This is a genomic window from Pseudomonas guariconensis, assembly GCF_015680235.1.
In the GTDB taxonomy this organism is placed as follows: domain Bacteria; phylum Pseudomonadota; class Gammaproteobacteria; order Pseudomonadales; family Pseudomonadaceae; genus Aquipseudomonas; species Aquipseudomonas guariconensis_A.
On the sequence record NZ_JADLJL010000007.1, the window covers coordinates 29,880 to 46,307 of the forward strand.

Annotated in this window: 12 protein-coding genes and 1 pseudogene; 4 read left to right on the top strand and 9 right to left on the bottom strand. The window is 60.5% G+C overall.

The features are described 5' to 3' along the window. Positions 1–209: 209 nt before the first annotated feature. Positions 210–1,106 (top strand): GlxA family transcriptional regulator, encoded by an 897-nt coding sequence (locus IRZ56_RS07485; RefSeq protein WP_196144475.1) that lies wholly within the window; start codon positions 210–212, stop codon positions 1,104–1,106. A 122-nt stretch (positions 1,107–1,228) separates the two neighbouring features. Here IRZ56_RS07485 and zapE read toward each other — a convergent pair whose 3' ends face one another. The 3 genes from zapE to IRZ56_RS07500 all read right to left on the bottom strand — a co-directional run bounded on the left by zapE (position 1,229) and on the right by IRZ56_RS07500 (position 4,418). Continuing rightward, entirely contained in the window at positions 1,229–2,323 is a 1,095-nt protein-coding gene (gene zapE, locus IRZ56_RS07490) for a cell division protein ZapE (protein WP_196144365.1), read from the bottom strand. Between the two features lie 84 nt (positions 2,324–2,407). Next, a complete protein-coding gene (locus IRZ56_RS07495) occupies positions 2,408–3,757 on the bottom strand; it encodes a tryptophan--tRNA ligase (protein ID WP_196144366.1) in 1,350 nt (449 codons plus the stop codon). 25 nt (positions 3,758–3,782) lie between these two features. After that, entirely contained in the window at positions 3,783–4,418 is a 636-nt protein-coding gene (locus tag IRZ56_RS07500; protein WP_196144367.1) for an alpha/beta hydrolase, read from the bottom strand. 135 nt (positions 4,419–4,553) lie between these two features. Between IRZ56_RS07500 and IRZ56_RS07505 the strand changes: the two genes are divergently transcribed. Next, entirely contained in the window at positions 4,554–4,991 is a 438-nt protein-coding gene (locus IRZ56_RS07505; RefSeq protein ID WP_196144368.1) for a YhcB family protein, read from the top strand. A 104-nt stretch (positions 4,992–5,095) separates the two neighbouring features. On the opposite strand, the gene mdeB is transcribed toward IRZ56_RS07505, so the two are convergent. Both mdeB and IRZ56_RS07515 read right to left on the bottom strand, forming a co-directional pair. Continuing rightward, the gene (gene mdeB, locus IRZ56_RS07510; protein WP_196144369.1) at positions 5,096–7,783 is read right to left on the bottom strand and encodes an alpha-ketoglutarate dehydrogenase; all 2,688 of its coding nucleotides are present in this window, start codon (positions 7,781–7,783) and stop codon (positions 5,096–5,098) included. 140 nt (positions 7,784–7,923) lie between these two features. Beyond that, a complete protein-coding gene (locus tag IRZ56_RS07515; protein WP_196144370.1) occupies positions 7,924–9,120 on the bottom strand; it encodes a methionine gamma-lyase in 1,197 nt (398 codons plus the stop codon). 127 nt (positions 9,121–9,247) lie between these two features. Here IRZ56_RS07515 and IRZ56_RS07520 point away from each other — a divergent pair, with 127 nt between their 5' ends. Beyond that, complete coding sequence (locus tag IRZ56_RS07520) at positions 9,248–9,727, top strand: Lrp/AsnC family transcriptional regulator (RefSeq protein ID WP_084857231.1); 480 nt, start codon at positions 9,248–9,250, stop codon at positions 9,725–9,727. A 77-nt stretch (positions 9,728–9,804) separates the two neighbouring features. Here the strand turns inward: IRZ56_RS07520 and IRZ56_RS07525 are convergent, their stop codons facing one another. Together IRZ56_RS07525 and IRZ56_RS07530 are read right to left on the bottom strand one after the other, a co-directional pair. Then, positions 9,805–10,365 carry a hypothetical protein gene (locus IRZ56_RS07525; RefSeq protein WP_328311178.1) on the bottom strand — a complete coding sequence of 187 codons (561 nt, stop codon included), beginning with the start codon at positions 10,363–10,365 and terminating at the stop codon, positions 9,805–9,807. An 860-nt stretch (positions 10,366–11,225) separates the two neighbouring features. Then, positions 11,226–11,600 carry a tail fiber domain-containing protein gene (locus IRZ56_RS07530; protein ID WP_196144371.1) on the bottom strand — a complete coding sequence of 125 codons (375 nt, stop codon included), beginning with the start codon at positions 11,598–11,600 and terminating at the stop codon, positions 11,226–11,228. Positions 11,601–11,835: 235 nt separating this feature from the next. On the opposite strand from IRZ56_RS07530, the pseudogene IRZ56_RS07535 reads away from it, so the two are divergent. Next, a pseudogene (locus IRZ56_RS07535) lies at positions 11,836–11,968 on the top strand (AsnC family transcriptional regulator); the annotation flags it as partial. Between the two features lie 1,579 nt (positions 11,969–13,547). On the opposite strand, the gene cysN reads toward IRZ56_RS07535, so the two are convergent. After that, positions 13,548–15,449: a sulfate adenylyltransferase subunit CysN gene (cysN, locus tag IRZ56_RS07540; protein ID WP_196144372.1), complete on the bottom strand. Its 1,902-nt coding sequence runs from the start codon at positions 15,447–15,449 to the stop codon at positions 13,548–13,550. A gap of 16 nt (positions 15,450–15,465) precedes the next feature. Continuing rightward, positions 15,466–16,383: a sulfate adenylyltransferase subunit CysD gene (gene cysD / locus IRZ56_RS07545; protein ID WP_084857225.1), complete on the bottom strand. Its 918-nt coding sequence runs from the start codon at positions 16,381–16,383 to the stop codon at positions 15,466–15,468. Positions 16,384–16,428: the final 45 nt, after the last annotated feature.

Here is a 16,428-nt window from a genome sequence, read left to right on the forward strand (position 1 = left end):
CGATTGGGCTGCAAAGCAGCCCTCTGCTTCACGGGGTAGACACAATCGCCAAAAAATAAGACGATCCAGCCGGTGATTGACCACTCTACCCTATAAGAACAATGACAATGATGTTCACCCAACCCTCCGCGTCGCTGCGGCGCGTCAGCATCCTGGCCATCGATAAGGTGTTCGCTTCGACCCTCATGCAGGCCAAGGATTTCTTCCACCTGGCCAGCCTGCGCTACAGCAAGCAGTTGGGCCTGGGTCTGCAGCCGATGTTCGACATCTGCCTGGTGAGCCCGGACGGCAAGCCCGTGGACAGCTTCAGCAACGTGCAGGTGCCGGTCGATGGCGGCCTGGACGATGCCGACGTGATCATCCTTCCGGCCTTCTGGGAAGACTTCGACACCCTGCAGCAACGCTACCCGCAGGTACTGCCTTGGTTGCGCGAACAGCACGCCCGCGGCGCTGTGCTGTGCGGCGAGGCCAGTGGCGTGTTCTGGCTCGCCGAAGCCGGCCTGCTCGACGGCAAGGAGGCGACCACCTATTGGCGCTTCTTCAACAGTTTCGCCGAGCGCTTCCCGAACGTGCGCCTGAACCAGGACAAACACCTGACCGATGCCGACAACCTCTATTGCGCAGGCGGCTCCACCTCGGCGTGCGATCTGTACATCTACCTGATCGAGCGTTTCTGCGGCGCCAACGTCGCCCGCGCCGTGGCCCGGGACATCCTCTACGAGGTCCAGCGCAGCTACACGCCGGGGCGCATGGGTTTTGGCGGGCAGAAGCTGCATCAGGACCTGATCATCCTGCAGATCCAGCATTGGCTGGAGGAGCACTTCGCCGACAAATTCCGCTTCGAGGACGTGGCGCGCAACCACGGCATGAGCATTCGCAATTTCATGCGTCGCTTCCAGAGCGCCACCGGCGACAAGCCCCTGCACTACCTGCAGCGCCTGCGTATCGAGACCGCCAAGGGCTTGCTATCGAGCACGCGCAAGAGCATCAAGACCATCAGCTACGAAGTGGGCTATGACGATGCCAGCTTCTTCGCGCGGTTGTTCCGCCAACACACCGAGCTGTCGCCGAACCAGTACCGGCAGCAGTTCATGCAGGAAGCCTGAATACAAAAAGGGCCGCTTCGCGCCCCAATCGCCGGCAAGCCGGCTCCCACAAGGCCAGCGCAGAACCTGTGGGAGCCGGCTTGCCGGCGATTGGCCGCGAAGCGGCCCCCTTGTTCATTGGGTCAAGGCTTGTGCGCCCGCGCCAGGAACTCGTGGGACTGCATCTCCAGCAAGCGGCTCAGGGTGCGCTGGAACTCGAAGCTCAGGCGCCCACCGGTGTACAGGTCCTTGAGCTCCACTTCGGCGGAGATGATCAGCTTCACGTTCCGGTCGTAGAACTCGTCGACCATGTTGATGAAACGCCGGGCGATGTCATCGGTGGTCACGCCCATCTGCTCGACATTGCTCAGCAGCACGGCGTGGAAGATCTTGCCCAGCTCGATATAGTCGTTCTGGCTGCGCGGGCCGTCGCACAGGGCGCGGAAGTCGAACCAGGCAACGTCGTCGCAGGTGCGGATGGCCTGGATCTCGCGGTTCTCGATCACCAGCACGTCGTTCTCGACCGCCTGGGTGCACTCGGGCGTCAACGCCCGGAAGCTCTGGCGCAGGCTTTCGTGGGCAGCATCGTCGAGCGGGTAGTGGTACAGCTCGGCCTGCTCCAGGTGGCGCAGGCGATAGTCGACGCCGCTGTCGACGTTGACCACTTCGGTGTTCTGCTTGATCAGGGCGATGGCCGGCAGGAAGCGTGCGCGTTGCAGGCCGTCCTTGTAGAGGCCGTCAGGGACGATGTTGGACGTCGCTACCAGGGTCACGCCGTTCTTGAACAGCTCTTCCATCAGGGTGCCGAGGATCATGGCATCGGTGATGTCGGAAACGAAGAACTCGTCGAAGCAGATCACCTTGGCTTCCTCGGAGAAGCGCTTGGCGATGATGGTCAGCGGGTTCTTCTCACCCTTGAGGGTCTTCATCTCCTCGTGCACGCGCTTCATGAAGCGATGGAAGTGCGTCCGCATCTTCTGCTTGAAGGGCAACGCCTCGAAGAAGGTGTCGACCAGGTAAGTCTTGCCTCGCCCTACCCCACCCCAGAAATACAGGCCCTTGACCGGCGCCTGCTCCTTCCTGCCGAACAGCTTGCCGAACACGCCCGGCTTGTTGTTCTGCGCCGCCAGCAGGTCTTCGTACAGGCGCTGCAGGTGACGCACCGCAGTTTCCTGCGCCGCGTCATGGAAGAAGTCGGGACGTTTCAGATCTGCTTGATATCGTTCGAGGGGCGTCATGATTCGTTAGCGAGGCAACAAAAAACGGGCCGTCACTGTAGCGACAGGCCCGCATAATGGCAATTGGCGTTGCGGCGAATTGCCTCAGTCCTGCTGTGGCGCCAGGGCCTCGTGCAGGCTCTGGATGGCCGAATCACGGGCCTCGGCGCTGTCGAACTGCGGCCCGTCGGCAACCTGTTCGCCGTTCAGCCAGAGCGAGAAGCCCAGGCCTTCGACACGCACATCGGCTTCACCGCCCTGCTGCAGTTGCTTGCTCACGGCTCCGGCGCTCTTGCCGTCGGCGAAGCTGCGCGAAAGCAGCAGTTGCTCGCCATCGGCCGCCAGCAGGCGGAAACGGAAGCTGCCATCTTCGTCACGGAAGCTGACGAAGCGGGCGCTCTTGGCTGCCTTCTTCTTCACCTCGGTGGACACCTGCACTGCCGTGCGGAACGAACGCAGGCCAACAGCCTCGCGCAGCTGCTCGAGGAACGGCGTGGCGATCTTGCGGGCCTTGGCGGCGCCGGCCAGGAGAATGTCTTCCAGGTCAGAAGGCCGGGCGATCAACTGGTGGTACTGCTCGCGAGGCCCGGCCAGCTGGCCGTCGAGCAACTGGAACAGACGCTGCTTGGCTTCGCCCCAACCCAGCCCCTGCAGCAGCTCTTCACGGAACTCGGCCGATTGCGCCGGGGTAGAGAAGGCCTGGAACAGGGTGAACAGGTGAGCGTTGTCCGGGTCCTTCGGCTCGCCCGGCGCACGCGAATCGGTGACGATGCGCGAGATGGCGTCTTTCATGTCCTTGGCGCTGGTGAACAACGGAATGGTGTTGTCGTAGCTCTTGGACATCTTGCGGCCGTCCAGGCCCGGCAGGGTGGCCACGCTTTCCTCGATCACGGCCTCCGGCAGGGCGAAGAAGTCCTTGCCCTGGCCGAACAGGTGGTTGAAGCGCTGGCCGATGTCGCGGGCCATCTCCACGTGCTGGATCTGGTCGCGGCCGACCGGCACCTTGTGCGCGTTGAACATCAGGATGTCAGCGGCCATCAGCACGGGGTAGCTGAACAGGCCCATGGTCACGCCGGCATCTGGGTCTTCGCCGACCTCGACGTTCTTGTCCACCGAGGCCTTGTAGGCATGGGCGCGGTTGAGCAGGCCCTTGGCGGCCACGCAGGTCAGGAGCCAGGTCAGCTCGGGGATTTCGGGGATATCGGACTGGCGGTAGAAAGTGACCTTGGCCGGGTCCAGGCCACCGGCCAGCCAGGTGGCGGCGATTTCCAGGCGCGAGCGCTGGATACGCAGCGGGTCGTCGCACTTGATCAGGGCGTGGTAGTCGGCCAGGAAGTAGAACGAGTCGGCACCGGGCTGCTGGCTGGCGAGGATCGCCGGGCGGATGGCGCCGGCGTAGTTGCCCAGGTGCGGGGTGCCGGTGGTGGTGATACCGGTGAGGATGCGCGTAGTCATGGGTGTTCGCTTGATCAGGCTTGGCTCAGTTCGAAAGACGCGGCAGCACCAGATCCTTCAGATCGGTCAGCTTGCCATGGAAGAAGTGTCCGCATTCTGCCACTTTCAGCAGCTCATGGGGGCGCGGCAGGTTGTCGGACCAGTCGTATACCAGCTGTGGGTCGACGACCTCGTCGGTTTCCGGCTGCACCACGGTCAGCGGACAACGCTGGGGCAGCGGGAACTGCTCGCTCAGACGCATCACAGCCGGTGCGATCATGAACAGATGTTGCAGCTCGACGGCGTCGGCCTCCAGACGGCCGGCCAGGCTGGCGGCGACGAAACCGCCGAACGAGAAGCCCATCAGTACCAGCGGCAGGCCTGGGTGCTTGGCCCGCAGCCAGGTGGCGGCGGCCTCGGCATCGGCGACTTCGCCGGCACCCATGTCATGGCTACCGGCGCTTTGGCCCACGCCACGGTAGTTGAAGCGCAGGGTGATGTAGCCGGCGTCGCGGGCAGTGCGCTGCAGGGTCGAGACCACCTTGTTGAGCATGGTACCGCCCTGCACCGGGTTCGGGTGGCAGATCAGCACCGCACCGCGGGCATCGGCCCCATCCAGGTACAAGGCTTCCAGCTGGCCGCTGGGGCCATCGATGAACAAGGGGGTTTCGCGGATAAGCAAGGCACAACTCCGTGACCTAGGGAAAGGTCGACTCGTCTAGCTGAAGAATTCTGTTCTGATTTGCGATCGCTCGCGGTATACAGCGCAGGTCTGAGCCGTTAACGTAAAGCAAAGCCGTTTATAGAGGAAGGACTCGTGGAACTCTCGCTCCTTGTTTGGTTGTTGCCGACCCTGGCCCTCGTCGTCGGCGTGGTGGTCGGCTTCGTCGTGGCCCGCCTGCTGCCCAACGCAGCGCCCAGCAATACCCAGCGCCAGCTGGACGATATCCAGCAGCGTTTCGACAATTATCAGAACGAAGTGGTCACCCACTTCAACAGCACCGCTGCGCTGGTCAAGAAACTGACCCAGAGCTACCAGGACGTGCAGGACCACCTGGCCGACGGCGCCAACCGCCTGGCCCTGGATGACTTGACCCGCCAGCGCCTGCTGGCCGCGCTGCACTCCGAAGCCGCGCAGGGTCCACGTGACCGCCTGACTCCGCCGAAGGACACCGCCGAGGTGCCTCGCGACTACGCGCCCAAGACGCCGAACTCGCCGGGCATGCTCGACGAGAGCTACGGGCTCAAGCGCTGAACATCAAAAAGGCCTCGCAAGAGGCCTTTTTTATTGATAGGAACGCTGCACCGACACCGTTGCAGGAGCGGCCTTGTGCCGCGACCGAGGACAACGTCCTCGCCTCAGCGATACCAGGGCGCCATACCTTCTCCTACCCCATACCGCCCCCTCGCCTGCTCCAGCACCTCCTCACCTAACCGCCCCTGTTTGACCAGGCTATACAACGCCGCCATCACTACGCTGTACCTGTCCACCTCGAAGAAGCGCCGCAACTGCTGGCGGGTGTCGCTACGCCCGAAGCCGTCGGTGCCAAGGGTCATGTAGGGCGCCTGTACATACTCGGCAATCAACTGCGGCCAGGCCCGCGCATAGTCGCTGGCCGCGACCACCGGCGCATCACCGGTCAGGCAACGGCTCAGGTGGCTATCTTGCTTTATGCCCTGCCCGCGCACCGCTGCCCGCTGCACATCCCGCGCCTGGCGAGCCAGTTCGCTGAAACTGGTGACACTGAACACCTCGCTGTCGATCTGCCACTCGGTGGCCAACAGCTCACTGGCGGCGATCACCTCACGCAGGATCGCACCCGAGCCCAGCAGCCGCACCGTGCCGCGCGACTGCAGCGCGCGTTGGCTGGCGAAGTGGTACATGCCGCGCAACACATCCGTGTGCTTGCTCTCGGGGAGCGAAGGCTGTGGATAGTTTTCATTCATCACCGCCACGTAGTGGAATTCGTCGTGTTGCTCCACCAGCATGCGCCGGGCGGCATGGTCGAGGATCACCGCCAGCTCACCGGCAAAGCACGGGTCCCAGGCCCGGCAATTGGGGACCAGCGCAGCCATCGCCAGGCTCGAACCGTCCTGGTGTTGCAGCCCTTCGCCACCCAAGGTGGTACGCCCGGCCGTGGCGCCCAGCAACAGACCGCGGGCGCGCTGGTCCGCGGCCGCCCAGATCAGGTCGCCGACCCGCTGGAAGCCGAACATCGAATAGTAGATGTACACCGGCAGCATCGGCTCGCCATGCACCGCGTAGGACGTTGCCGCGGCCACCCACGAGGAAATCGCCCCGGCCTCGGTGATGCCCTCCTCCAGCAACTGGCCATCTTTGGCTTCCCGGTAGGTCAACAGGGAGCCGGCATCCTCCGGCTCGTAGCGTTGCCCGCAGGACGAGTAGATGCCGATCTGCCGGAACAGGCTGGCCATGCCGAAGGTACGCGCCTCGTCCGCGACAATGGGCACCACCCGCGGCCCAAGCCCGGGAGCCTTCAGCCAGTGCCCAAGCAGGCGCACCGCGGCCATGGTGGTAGACATTTCCTTGCCCTGGGCGTGCAGGGCGAAGTCGCCGAAGGTTGCCAGGTCAGGCACCGGCAGTCGGGGGCAATCGCTGCGCCGCACCGGCAGTGGCCCACCGAGGGCCGCGCGGCGCTGGCGCAAGTAGAGCATTTCCGGGCTGTCATCGGCTGGGCGATAGAAACGCAATTGCGCCACCGCTTCGTCCGACAACGGCAGGCGGAAGCGATCCCGAAACGCCAGCAGCGCCTGGACATCCAGCTTCTTGGCCTGGTGCGCGGTCATCCTTGATTCGCCGGCACTGCTCATGCCGTAGCCCTTCTTGGTCTTGGCCAGGATCACCGTTGGCCGGCCCTTGCAGGCCTTGGCCGCGGCGTAGGCCGCATGCAACTTGCGAAAATCATGGCCACCGCGCTTGAGGGCGTTGATCTGTTCGGAACTCATGTGCGCCACCAGCCGTTGCAGGGCCGGGTGCTGGTTGAAGAAGTGCTCGAGGTTGTAGGTGCCGTCCTTGGCGCCGAGGGTCTGGAACTGCCCATCCGGCGTCGCGGCCAGCTGGCGCAGCAGCACGTGCTCATGGTCGCGGGCGAACAGCGGGTCCCATTCCGACCCCCAGAGCACCTTGATTACGTTCCAGCCGGCCCCACTGAACAATGCCTCGAGTTCCTGGATGATCTGGCCGTTGCCGCGTACCGGGCCATCCAGCCGCTGCAGGTTGCAGTTGACGATGAAGGTCAGGTTGTCCAGCCCCTCCCGCGCCGCCAGGGTCAGACCGGCGATGGATTCCGGCTCGTCCATCTCGCCGTCGCCGAACACGCCCCAGACATGCCGTGAGGCCGTGTCGGCCAGGCCGCGATGCTGCAGGTAGCGCATGAAGCGCGCCTGGTAGATCGCATTGATTGGGCCGATGCCCATGGAGCCGGTGGGAAATTGCCAGAAATCGGGCATCAGCCAGGGGTGCGGATAGGAGCACAGCCCGTTGCCGGCGACCTCCTGGCGATAATGGGCCAATTGCGCCTCGCTCAGGCGCCCTTCGAGAAAGGCACGCGCATAGATACCCGGCGCCGAGTGGGGCTGGAAGAACACCAAGTCGCCGGTACGCTGCTCACCACCACCCTCGCCGCGGAAGAAATGCTGGAAGCCGACCTCGAAGATCTCCGCCGCCGAAGCGTAGCTGGCGATGTGTCCGCCCAGGTCGCCATAGGCATGATTGGCTCGCACCACCATGGCCAGGGCGTTCCAGCGCAGGATGCCGGTGATGCGCTCGTCCAGCTCCAGGTCACCGGGGTAGGCGCCCTGCTGCTCTACCGGCAAGGTGTTGCGGTAGGCGGAGAATGGCTGGGCATCGCGCGCCAGGCCCAGCTCCAGGGCATGGCTCTGCAGGCGCTGCAACAGGTAGCGCGCCCGCGCCGGGCCGCAATGGGCCAAGGTAGACTCGAGCGCCTCGCACCATTCGGCGGTCTCGGCCGGGTCATTGTCCAGGTCGATATCTTGAGCCGAGGATGGCTCGTTCGGCTTGATCATTGCCACCACCGGGCTTCCCCTTCACTTTCCAAGATTCGCGGTAAACCCGCACCTAAGAACAACCCATGACTATTTGATTGGCGGGCCCGCTCCTACAGGGTTCGCCAGGGGTTCACCTGCGAAACAAGCGCTGCCCCCCTTCAGGCACAGGCTTTCAATGCCTGGGCGATATCGGCGACCAGGTCCTCGATGTCCTCCAGGCCCACCGAAAGCCGCACCAGGCCTTCGGAGATACCATGGTGAGCGCGCTCCTGCGGCGTGTAGCTGGAGTGGGTCATGCTCGCTGGGTGCTGGGCCAACGACTCGGCATCACCCAGGCTCACGGCGCGGCTGAACAGTTGCAGCGCATTCATGAACCGCCGCCCCGCCTCGATGCCACCCTTGAGCTCGAAGGCGATCATCCCGCCAGGCAGGCGCATCTGCCGCTGGGCCAGCGCGTGTTGAGGGAAGCTGGGCAGGCCCGGATAGTGGATCAGTTCCACCTGGGGCTGACGCGCCAGGTACTCGGCCAGTTGTTGGGCGTTGCTGCAATGGCGCTCCATGCGCAGGGTCAGGGTCTTCATGCCGCGCATCAGCAGTGAGGCATCGTGGGGCGAGAGCACCGCGCCGGTCATGTCCTTAAGGCCTTCCAGGCGGATCCGGTCAATCAGCGCCTTGCGCCCCACCACCAGGCCGGCCGTGATGTCGCCATGGCCGCTCAGGTACTTGGTGGCCGAATGCACCACCAGGTCGGCGCCGAGCTCCAACGGGCGCTGTAGGTAAGGCGTGCAATAGGTGTTGTCGACCACGATGTGGATGTCATGCCCACGCACCGTGTCGGCCACGGCTGCGATATCGACCAACTGCATGTTGGGGTTGGCTGGGCTTTCGAAATAGATCATCCGGGTTTTCGCGGTGATGGCCGCCTTCAGGGCACTTTCGTCGTTGAGGTCGACATGGCGGATCTTCACGCCGAACTCACCGATACCGTGATGCAGGTAGGCGAAGGTGCAGCCATACAGGGTGCGCCCGACAATCAGCTCGTCGCCCGGGCGCAGCATTGTCCATAGGGTCGAGGTAATGGCGCCCATTCCCGACGCCAGCGCCAAGCCCGCCTCGCCACCTTCCAGAGACGCCATGCGCTGCTCGAGCAGGGCCAGGGTCGGGTTGGAAATGCGGCTGTAGAAATGCCCGCTTTCTTCCCCGGCGAAACAGGCAGCACCGTACTCGACGGTCGGGAAGGCATAGGTCGCGGTCTGGTACACCGGCGGCACCAGTGCGCCGCCGTGGGACAGCGGGTCGTAGCCATGGTGGATGGCCCGTGTGGAAAAACCGGTGTTTTTATCGCAGTCGCGCATGGCAACAGCCTCTGGTGGTTTGTTATAAGCTTATGCCACCAGACGGCGGGTATTTTTCCAAAATCTCCCACGCTTTCGCATTTATTTTGGAATAAAAACAACAATCAACGCATCAGGAGAGCAAGACATGCCTTCGACCCTGGACCGCACCGACCGCGCCCTGCTCGCGGCCCTGCAAGACAACGCCCGCCTCACCGTCGCCGAACTGGCCGACCAGGTTTCCCTGACCACCTCGCCCTGCTGGCGGCGCGTCAAGTTGCTCGAAGACAACGGCTATATCACCGGCTACCAGGCCATCCTTTCGCCCAAGTCGCTGGGCTTTGGCGTGACGGCGTTCGTCAGCATCATGATGGATTCGCATACCAAGGAAATGGCCTTGGCGTTCGAAAAGCGATTGCTGGAAATCCCCGAGATCGTGTCTTGCCACAACATTTCCGGGCGGTATGACTTCCTGCTGGAGATATTGGCGAGGGATCTGGAATCGTTTGGAGAGTTCACCCGGGAAGTGTTACAGCGGTTGCCGGGGGTGAAGGAGATTTATTCGAGCTTCTCATACAAAGCGGTGAAGGAAAAGCGAGTTATACCGGTATCGGAAGCCCATATTTAATCCTTTGCAACGACCGCCAAGCCACTTTAAAAATCTTGTGGCCTGGGGTCATATGTCGCATGACTATCACTTATGAATCATGGAAAATCATGAGGTATTTTTATGAGCGGGTCAGGTATGGGAGGGTATACCTCCGGATATATCTTTTCCCTTTTAGGAAGCCGTCCCGGCACATACCCTTGGCGCGCCCAGCGGACCTCCCCGTTACGGCCGTCGAATATCACGATGTTTCCGGCATCGGTCACCTTCAGATAATTATTTCGCCAATACGATTTATCTAGAGTCTCTGTACTCTGGGCGGACCATAACCGCCCCCGAGCTGGGTCATATAAAAATCCCGAGTTGCTCACGACAAATTGCAGCGGCTCACGCATTCGCTTACGATAAATCGTCGAACTGTAGGGTTGCCGCTCATCTGCAACCCAAACCAACGAAGCGCCCTCTTCCAGCACCAGATTGCCATCCTCTCTGAGTCGCAGAAAGAATCGGCCGTTAGTGGATCTTATAAACTGTCCTGCACGCAAGGTTTGGTTAGGTGGCAACAGTACGCCACCGGAGCCTTGAAACGGCTGATAATTTATATTTTTATATTTCCTTCCCATGCCAACCTCTTCTGTAGTTTGTACATCAGCAGCCACTCACTCGGCTGCCAATATATCTTCCACATGCGCCCGCCACCTGAACATCGAGTCAATTTCCACCCTAACCACTGAAAAACATCCTACACCACAAATAGATTTTTCCCACACAAAATAATTAAATATCGCCATCAGCAATCGACAATAATTCATTGAACGCAAACGACCAGCCAAAAGACAGGTTACGAGTTCTCAATGAAACAATTAGCAGCAATAACCATGCTCCTGCTATGCGGATGCAATAGCGAAATGCCCTTGTTTTTTCCTGACAAGCAAGATATCCACTTCCAGTGCGATATGGACCCTTACAAACAAGGCTGCGAGCGGCAGATGGATTATCAAGAGCACTTTCGATGGATAAAAGGCCCTGTAGGCTGAAGCAGTGCAACACGGCTAGGACAAGGACAAAAATGGTGCTGAGTTAAGCAGTCGGGGCCGCTACGCGACCCATCGCGGGACAAGCCCGCTCCTACAAGGACCTCGCCACTCTTGAGGTGGCGTGGTCCTGTAACGGGCTTGTCCTACGATGGGCTGCATAGCAGCCCCTAGGCGGCGTGTTCTGCATTAGCGGAACAATCGCTTCCAACTCGACTTACGGCTTGCGCCAGGACTGGCCGCCCTCATCATCGTCGCCACCACGACGGAGGTCGATGATGCCCTGCTTCATTGCTGCTTTCATGGCCATGCTCCTTGTGGAAAAGCTGGCGGCGTTGCCAGCTTGGTTAGCATGCCGGGACGTAGCGGTAGGGATTCAGCATGCAGCGATTCCTGGGCAGACGCAATCGCGGGACAAGCCCCACAGGGGGTTGGCGCTACTTATCTGTTCTATATGTAACAGCGCAGCCCAACTCGCGTGGTAATCAGTGAGCAACCTGAGCCTTTTCCAGGGCTTCGATGCGCTGGTTCAGCTCGCGCACCGACTCGATCAGAGGGGCCACCAGCTTTTCGTAGTCGACCGTCAGCATGCCGTCCTTTTCGTGAACCAGCTCGGGGTACACTTCTTTTACGTTCTGCGCGACGACACCGATATCCTCACGCCCCGACTCCTTCCACTTGAAGCGTACGCCGTGGATCTTGGTCAAGGTGTCGGTCGAGTCCAACAAGTTCTCGACATTGGTCTTCAGGCGCGCATCGCTGAATGGACAGCACTTGGCACCCAGATCAGCGGATGCAGTGGTGGCCTGGGTGCTGCACAGGACAAAGGCTACAGCAGCGGCGGTCTTTTCTAATTTCATTGGTACCTCTTCATAGGCTATAGAGAAAAGCGCGAAGAAGATGAAAGAACGCATCACCGTGCCCAAGATGACATTTCAACAATGCTGCGGCGTTAAATCCGATGACGGCCGAGCGCTGAATCAGTGCGGCCGAAAAAAGAAAACCCCGCCGAAGCGGGGTTTTCTTTGCAGCATTGACGCTTAGATCGCCCCGCGCTTGCGCAGCACCTGTTTGACGCCTTTGTCAATGCTGGTTCTGGAGTCGTTCGGAGACTTCACGCGGGAAGTGCTGCAGCGGTTGCCGGGGGTCAAAAGGAGATCTATTCGAGCTTTCGTACAAGGCGGTGAAGGAAGGGCAGGTGATTCCGGTGTCGGAAAAGCATATATGAAGCCAATATAATACCAACGTCTAGATGCGCTCACGGACGATTAACTATCGAGACTCCAGAATTCATACGCCCGCTCTATTATCAAGAAACTTTCAGGACATAACATTCTGCCACAAGACCATTCTTCAAACAAAAAAGGAAATATCCTACTAAAGCTTCTGAAATAGCGATATATCCCACAAATCAGCCCATGATGAAAACTATGCACCCCTTAAATGCGTGAGCAGAGCATGAAACGACTTAGCCTAATGACTTTATTATTTCTTTCCGGATGCGGTAGCGACTATACATGGATACCTGATAAACAGGACATAAAATTCAAATGCGACATGGACCCCTACCGACAAGGCTGCGAACGGGATATCGATTATCAAGAGCATTATCGACTAATTAAAACCCCGCAAAACTGAGTCAATACAACCCCGACCTGAATCACAGCAACAACAGCTCCAAGCTGCACTACCCAATATAAGCGTCAACTTGGAGCTCTTTACATTACAATACCAACCTAAACGCTATGGAAAATCATGCTTTACCGTGAATAGCGGCGGAAGCGCCGGCAAGTCAACATGCGGGAATATCTTTTCTCTTCGCCGAAGCCGCCCGGGTAAAAATCCAGAGCGCGCCCACCTGACCTCCCCATTCCTCCCATCATAAATTTCCAGATTCCCGGTATCGGTAACACCTAGATGATTATTATGCCAGTAGGACGTATCTCGGGTCTCGGAGGCTTGAGCAGACCATATCCGGCCACGGGATGGATCATACAGAAAACCAGAATTCTGGATTATGAAGTGAAGTGTTTCCCGCTTTCTGAGCTTGAAGGTGAAGCTGTGCGGTTGTTTATCGTTAGCCACCCAGATTACAACTCCACGATCTTCAATCACCAAGTTTCCATCATGTCGAAGACGCAATACATAACGCCCATTTGGTGACCTTATGAAATCTCCTGCGTGCATGGATTGGTTTGGAGGCAGCACAATCCCTCCCGATCCACTGAAGCGCGCAGTCTTGATTTTTGAGTACTTACCCATTGCACCACCCTTCATTATTGAGTTAACAGAGCTTGGAGTTTTTCTCTACCAAAGCCAGATCTCAATAATTACAAACCGTGCAAAGCCCAAGCGAACCGGAAACCCTCCCCCCATAGCCCTCAGCGTCTCTCTACGCCTGTAGCTGAGGTTTCGCACAAGACATAGCTCGGTATTTACCAAAGTTCTCCACCAAAATCAGATAATAAAAAGCACGCCAACCTAAGCATCAGAAGTACAACCCATTACGGTGTTACCGCACCCATGGATCCTTACAGGCAAGGATGCGCGAAACGCAGCGATTATGACCGACACCTAGAAATGACCAGGATCGAGAAAGAGACCCGGCGTCTGATCAGAGAATAGCCAGGGGCAGAAAATAAAAAAACCGCCGCGGCGGTCATGTTGATCGAGGGTATTTTCAGCATTATTGGGGGCTGCTGTGCAGCCCTTTCGCGACACAAGACCGCTCCTACATCAACCGCGTTAGCCTCTGGTGTAGGAGCGGCCTTGTGCCGCGAAAGGGCCGCAAAGCGGCCCCAGCGTGATCAGATCGCGCCGCGCTTGCGCAGCACGTCCAGCACCTGCTTGACGCCTTCGTCAATGCTGGTGACCTGGGTGTCGATCACCAGGTCCGCGTCCAGCGGCACATCGTACGGGAAGCTTTCGCCCGGGATGTTGTCGCCGTCGGCAGCGTACAGGCCTTGCGGGTCACGCTCGCGGCAGGCGGTCGGCGATGCCTGCACGTAGACAGTGATCAGGCGCTCCTTGCCGATCAGTGCCTTGGCCTGCTCGCGGCCTTCGGCATCCGGCGCCACGAAGGCGGCCAGGGTCAGCATGCCGGCTTCGTTGAACTGGCGCGCCACATGGGCGGCGCGGCGCCAGTTCTCGGTGCGGCCGGCGCGATCCTGCGGCAGCCCCTTGTTCAAGTCATGACGCAGGTTCTGGCCGTCGAGCACGTACACCGCACGGCCCATGTCGAACAGCTTGCGCTCCACGGCATAGGCCAGGGTGCTCTTGCCCGCCCCGGAAAGGCCGCTGAACAACACGGTAGCCGGCTGCTGACCGAAGCGCAGGGCGCGTTCCTCGGTGGAAACGTGAGCCAGCTTGCCGTGGTGGCCGGTGCTGCCGTGCGGCAATACCGGCGGCGCGATGATCATGCCGGCACCGACAGTGCCGTTGGTCAGGCGGTCGATGACAATGAACGCGCCGGTGGTGCGGTTGCTGTCGTAGCCGTCCAGGGCGATGGCGGCGTCCAGGCTGACCTTGACACGACCGATCTCGTTCAGTTGCAGCGCGCTGGCAGCGCCCTGCTCCAGGGTGTTCACGTCGACCTTGTGGGTGATGCTGGCGATCGAGCCCGGCACGTAGCTGGTGGCGCGCTTGATGTCGTACTTCTTGCCTGGGAGCATCGGCTCCTCGGCCATCCATACCAGCATGGCGTCGAACTGGTCGGCTACCTGCGGGACGTTGTCGGCATGCACCAGCAGGTCGCCGCGGGAGATGTCGATCTCGTCTTCCATGGTCAGGGTCACGGCCTGGCCGGGCCCTGCGTTTTCCAGCTCGCCTTCGAAGGTGACGATGGACTTGACCCGGCTGCTCTTGCCCGAAGGCAGCACCACCACTTCGTCACCTTTGTGCACGACACCGCTGGCGATGGTGCCGGCGAAACCGCGGAAGTTCAGGTTCGGGCGGTTGACGTACTGCACCGGGAAGCGCAGGTCGGTGAAGTTGCGGTCGGCCGCCACTTCCACGGTCTCGAGGATTTCCATCAGCGCAGGGCCGGTGTACCACGGCGAACGCTCGCTGCGGTTGACCACGTTGTCGCCCTTGAGCGCCGACATCGGCACGAAGTGCAGGCTCGACGGCTTGAGGTTGATGCCCTCGGCGAACTTCAGGTAGTCGGCCTTGATCGACTCGAACACCTGCTCGTCGAAGTTCTTCAGGTCCATCTTGTTGACCGCGACCACGATGTGCTTGATGCCCAGCAACGAGGCGATGAAGCTGTGCCGGCGGGTCTGGGTCTGCACGCCGTAGCGGGCGTCGACCAGGATGATCGCCAGGTCGCAGGTCGAGGCGCCGGTGGCCATGTTGCGGGTGTACTGCTCGTGGCCCGGGGTGTCGGCGATGATGAACTTGCGCTTGGCGGTGGAGAAATAGCGGTAGGCGACATCGATGGTGATGCCCTGCTCGCGCTCGGCCTGCAGGCCGTCGACCAGCAACGCCAGGTCGACCTCCTCGCCGGTGGTGCCAACTTTCTTCGAGTCGCGGGTGATGGCCTCGAGGTGGTCCTCGTAGATCATCTTGGAGTCGTGCAGCAGGCGCCCGATCAGGGTGCTCTTGCCGTCATCCACGTTGCCGCAGGTGAGGAAACGCAGCAGTTCTTTGCGCTCGTGCTGAGCCAGATAAGCGACGATGTCTTCGCTGATCAAATCGGATTGGTGCGACATGGAGTAACCCTGAGAATTAGAAATAGCCCTGACGTTTCTTGTCTTCCATGGAGCCTGCACCATCGTGGTCGATGACGCGGCCCTGGCGCTCGGAAGTGCGCGTCAGGAGCATTTCCTGAATGATGTCGGTGAGGCTGTCGGCCTCCGACTCCACCGCGCCCGTCAACGGGTAGCAGCCGAGGGTACGGAAACGCACCTTCTTCTTGACGATGCGTGCCTTCTCCTCATCGGTGAGGTGCTCGAGGATGCGCTCGTCGTCGATCATGATCAGGGTGCCGTTCTTCTCGATGACTTCGCGCTCGGCGGCGAAGTACAGCGGCACGATCGGGATGCCTTCGAGGTAGATGTACTGCCAGATGTCCAGCTCGGTCCAGTTCGACAGCGGGAAGACGCGGATCGACTCGCCCTTGTTGACCTTGCCGTTGTAGATGTTCCACAGCTCCGGGCGCTGGTTCTTCGGGTCCCAGCGGTGCTTGCTGTCGCGGAAGGAGTAGACACGCTCCTTGGCGCGGGACTTCTCCTCGTCGCGGCGGGCGCCACCGAAGGCTGCGTCGAAGCCGTACTTGTCCAGCGCCTGCTTCAGGCCCTGGGTCTTCATGATATCGGTGTGCTTGGAGCTGCCATGGGTGAACGGGTTGATACCCTGGGCTACACCTTCAGGGTTGACGTGGGTGATCAGCTCCAGGCCCATCTCCTCGACCATCTTGTCGCGGAAGCGGTACATCTCCTGGAATTTCCACTGGGTGTCGACATGCATCACCGGGAATGGCAGCTTGCCCGGGAAGAAGGCTTTGCGCGCCAGGTGCAGCATCACGGCGGAGTCCTTGCCGATCGAGTACAGCATCACCGGGTTGTCGAACTCGGCGGCCACCTCGCGGATGATGTGGATGCTCTCCGCCTCCAGCTGTTTCAAGTGCGTCAGTTTGTCGACCATGGCTACTCACGAAAAACGATCTTATGGACGGCCAGCGGGCCGTGT

What these genes read in the sequence shown, in the direction of transcription:
- cysN (WP_196144372.1), bottom strand. Translation starts at nt 15,449, where the DNA reads ATGTCGCACCAATCCGATTTGATCAGCGAAGACATCGTCGCTTATCTG.
- IRZ56_RS07530 (WP_196144371.1), bottom strand. Translation starts at nt 11,600, where the DNA reads ATGAAATTAGAAAAGACCGCCGCTGCTGTAGCCTTTGTCCTGTGCAGC.
- zapE (WP_196144365.1), bottom strand. Translation starts at nt 2,323, where the DNA reads ATGACGCCCCTCGAACGATATCAAGCAGATCTGAAACGTCCCGACTTC.
- IRZ56_RS07520 (WP_084857231.1), top strand. Translation starts at nt 9,248, where the DNA reads ATGCCTTCGACCCTGGACCGCACCGACCGCGCCCTGCTCGCGGCCCTG.
- mdeB (WP_196144369.1), bottom strand. Translation starts at nt 7,783, where the DNA reads ATGATCAAGCCGAACGAGCCATCCTCGGCTCAAGATATCGACCTGGAC.
- IRZ56_RS07495 (WP_196144366.1), bottom strand. Translation starts at nt 3,757, where the DNA reads ATGACTACGCGCATCCTCACCGGTATCACCACCACCGGCACCCCGCAC.
- cysD (WP_084857225.1), bottom strand. Translation starts at nt 16,383, where the DNA reads ATGGTCGACAAACTGACGCACTTGAAACAGCTGGAGGCGGAGAGCATC.
- IRZ56_RS07515 (WP_196144370.1), bottom strand. Translation starts at nt 9,120, where the DNA reads ATGCGCGACTGCGATAAAAACACCGGTTTTTCCACACGGGCCATCCAC.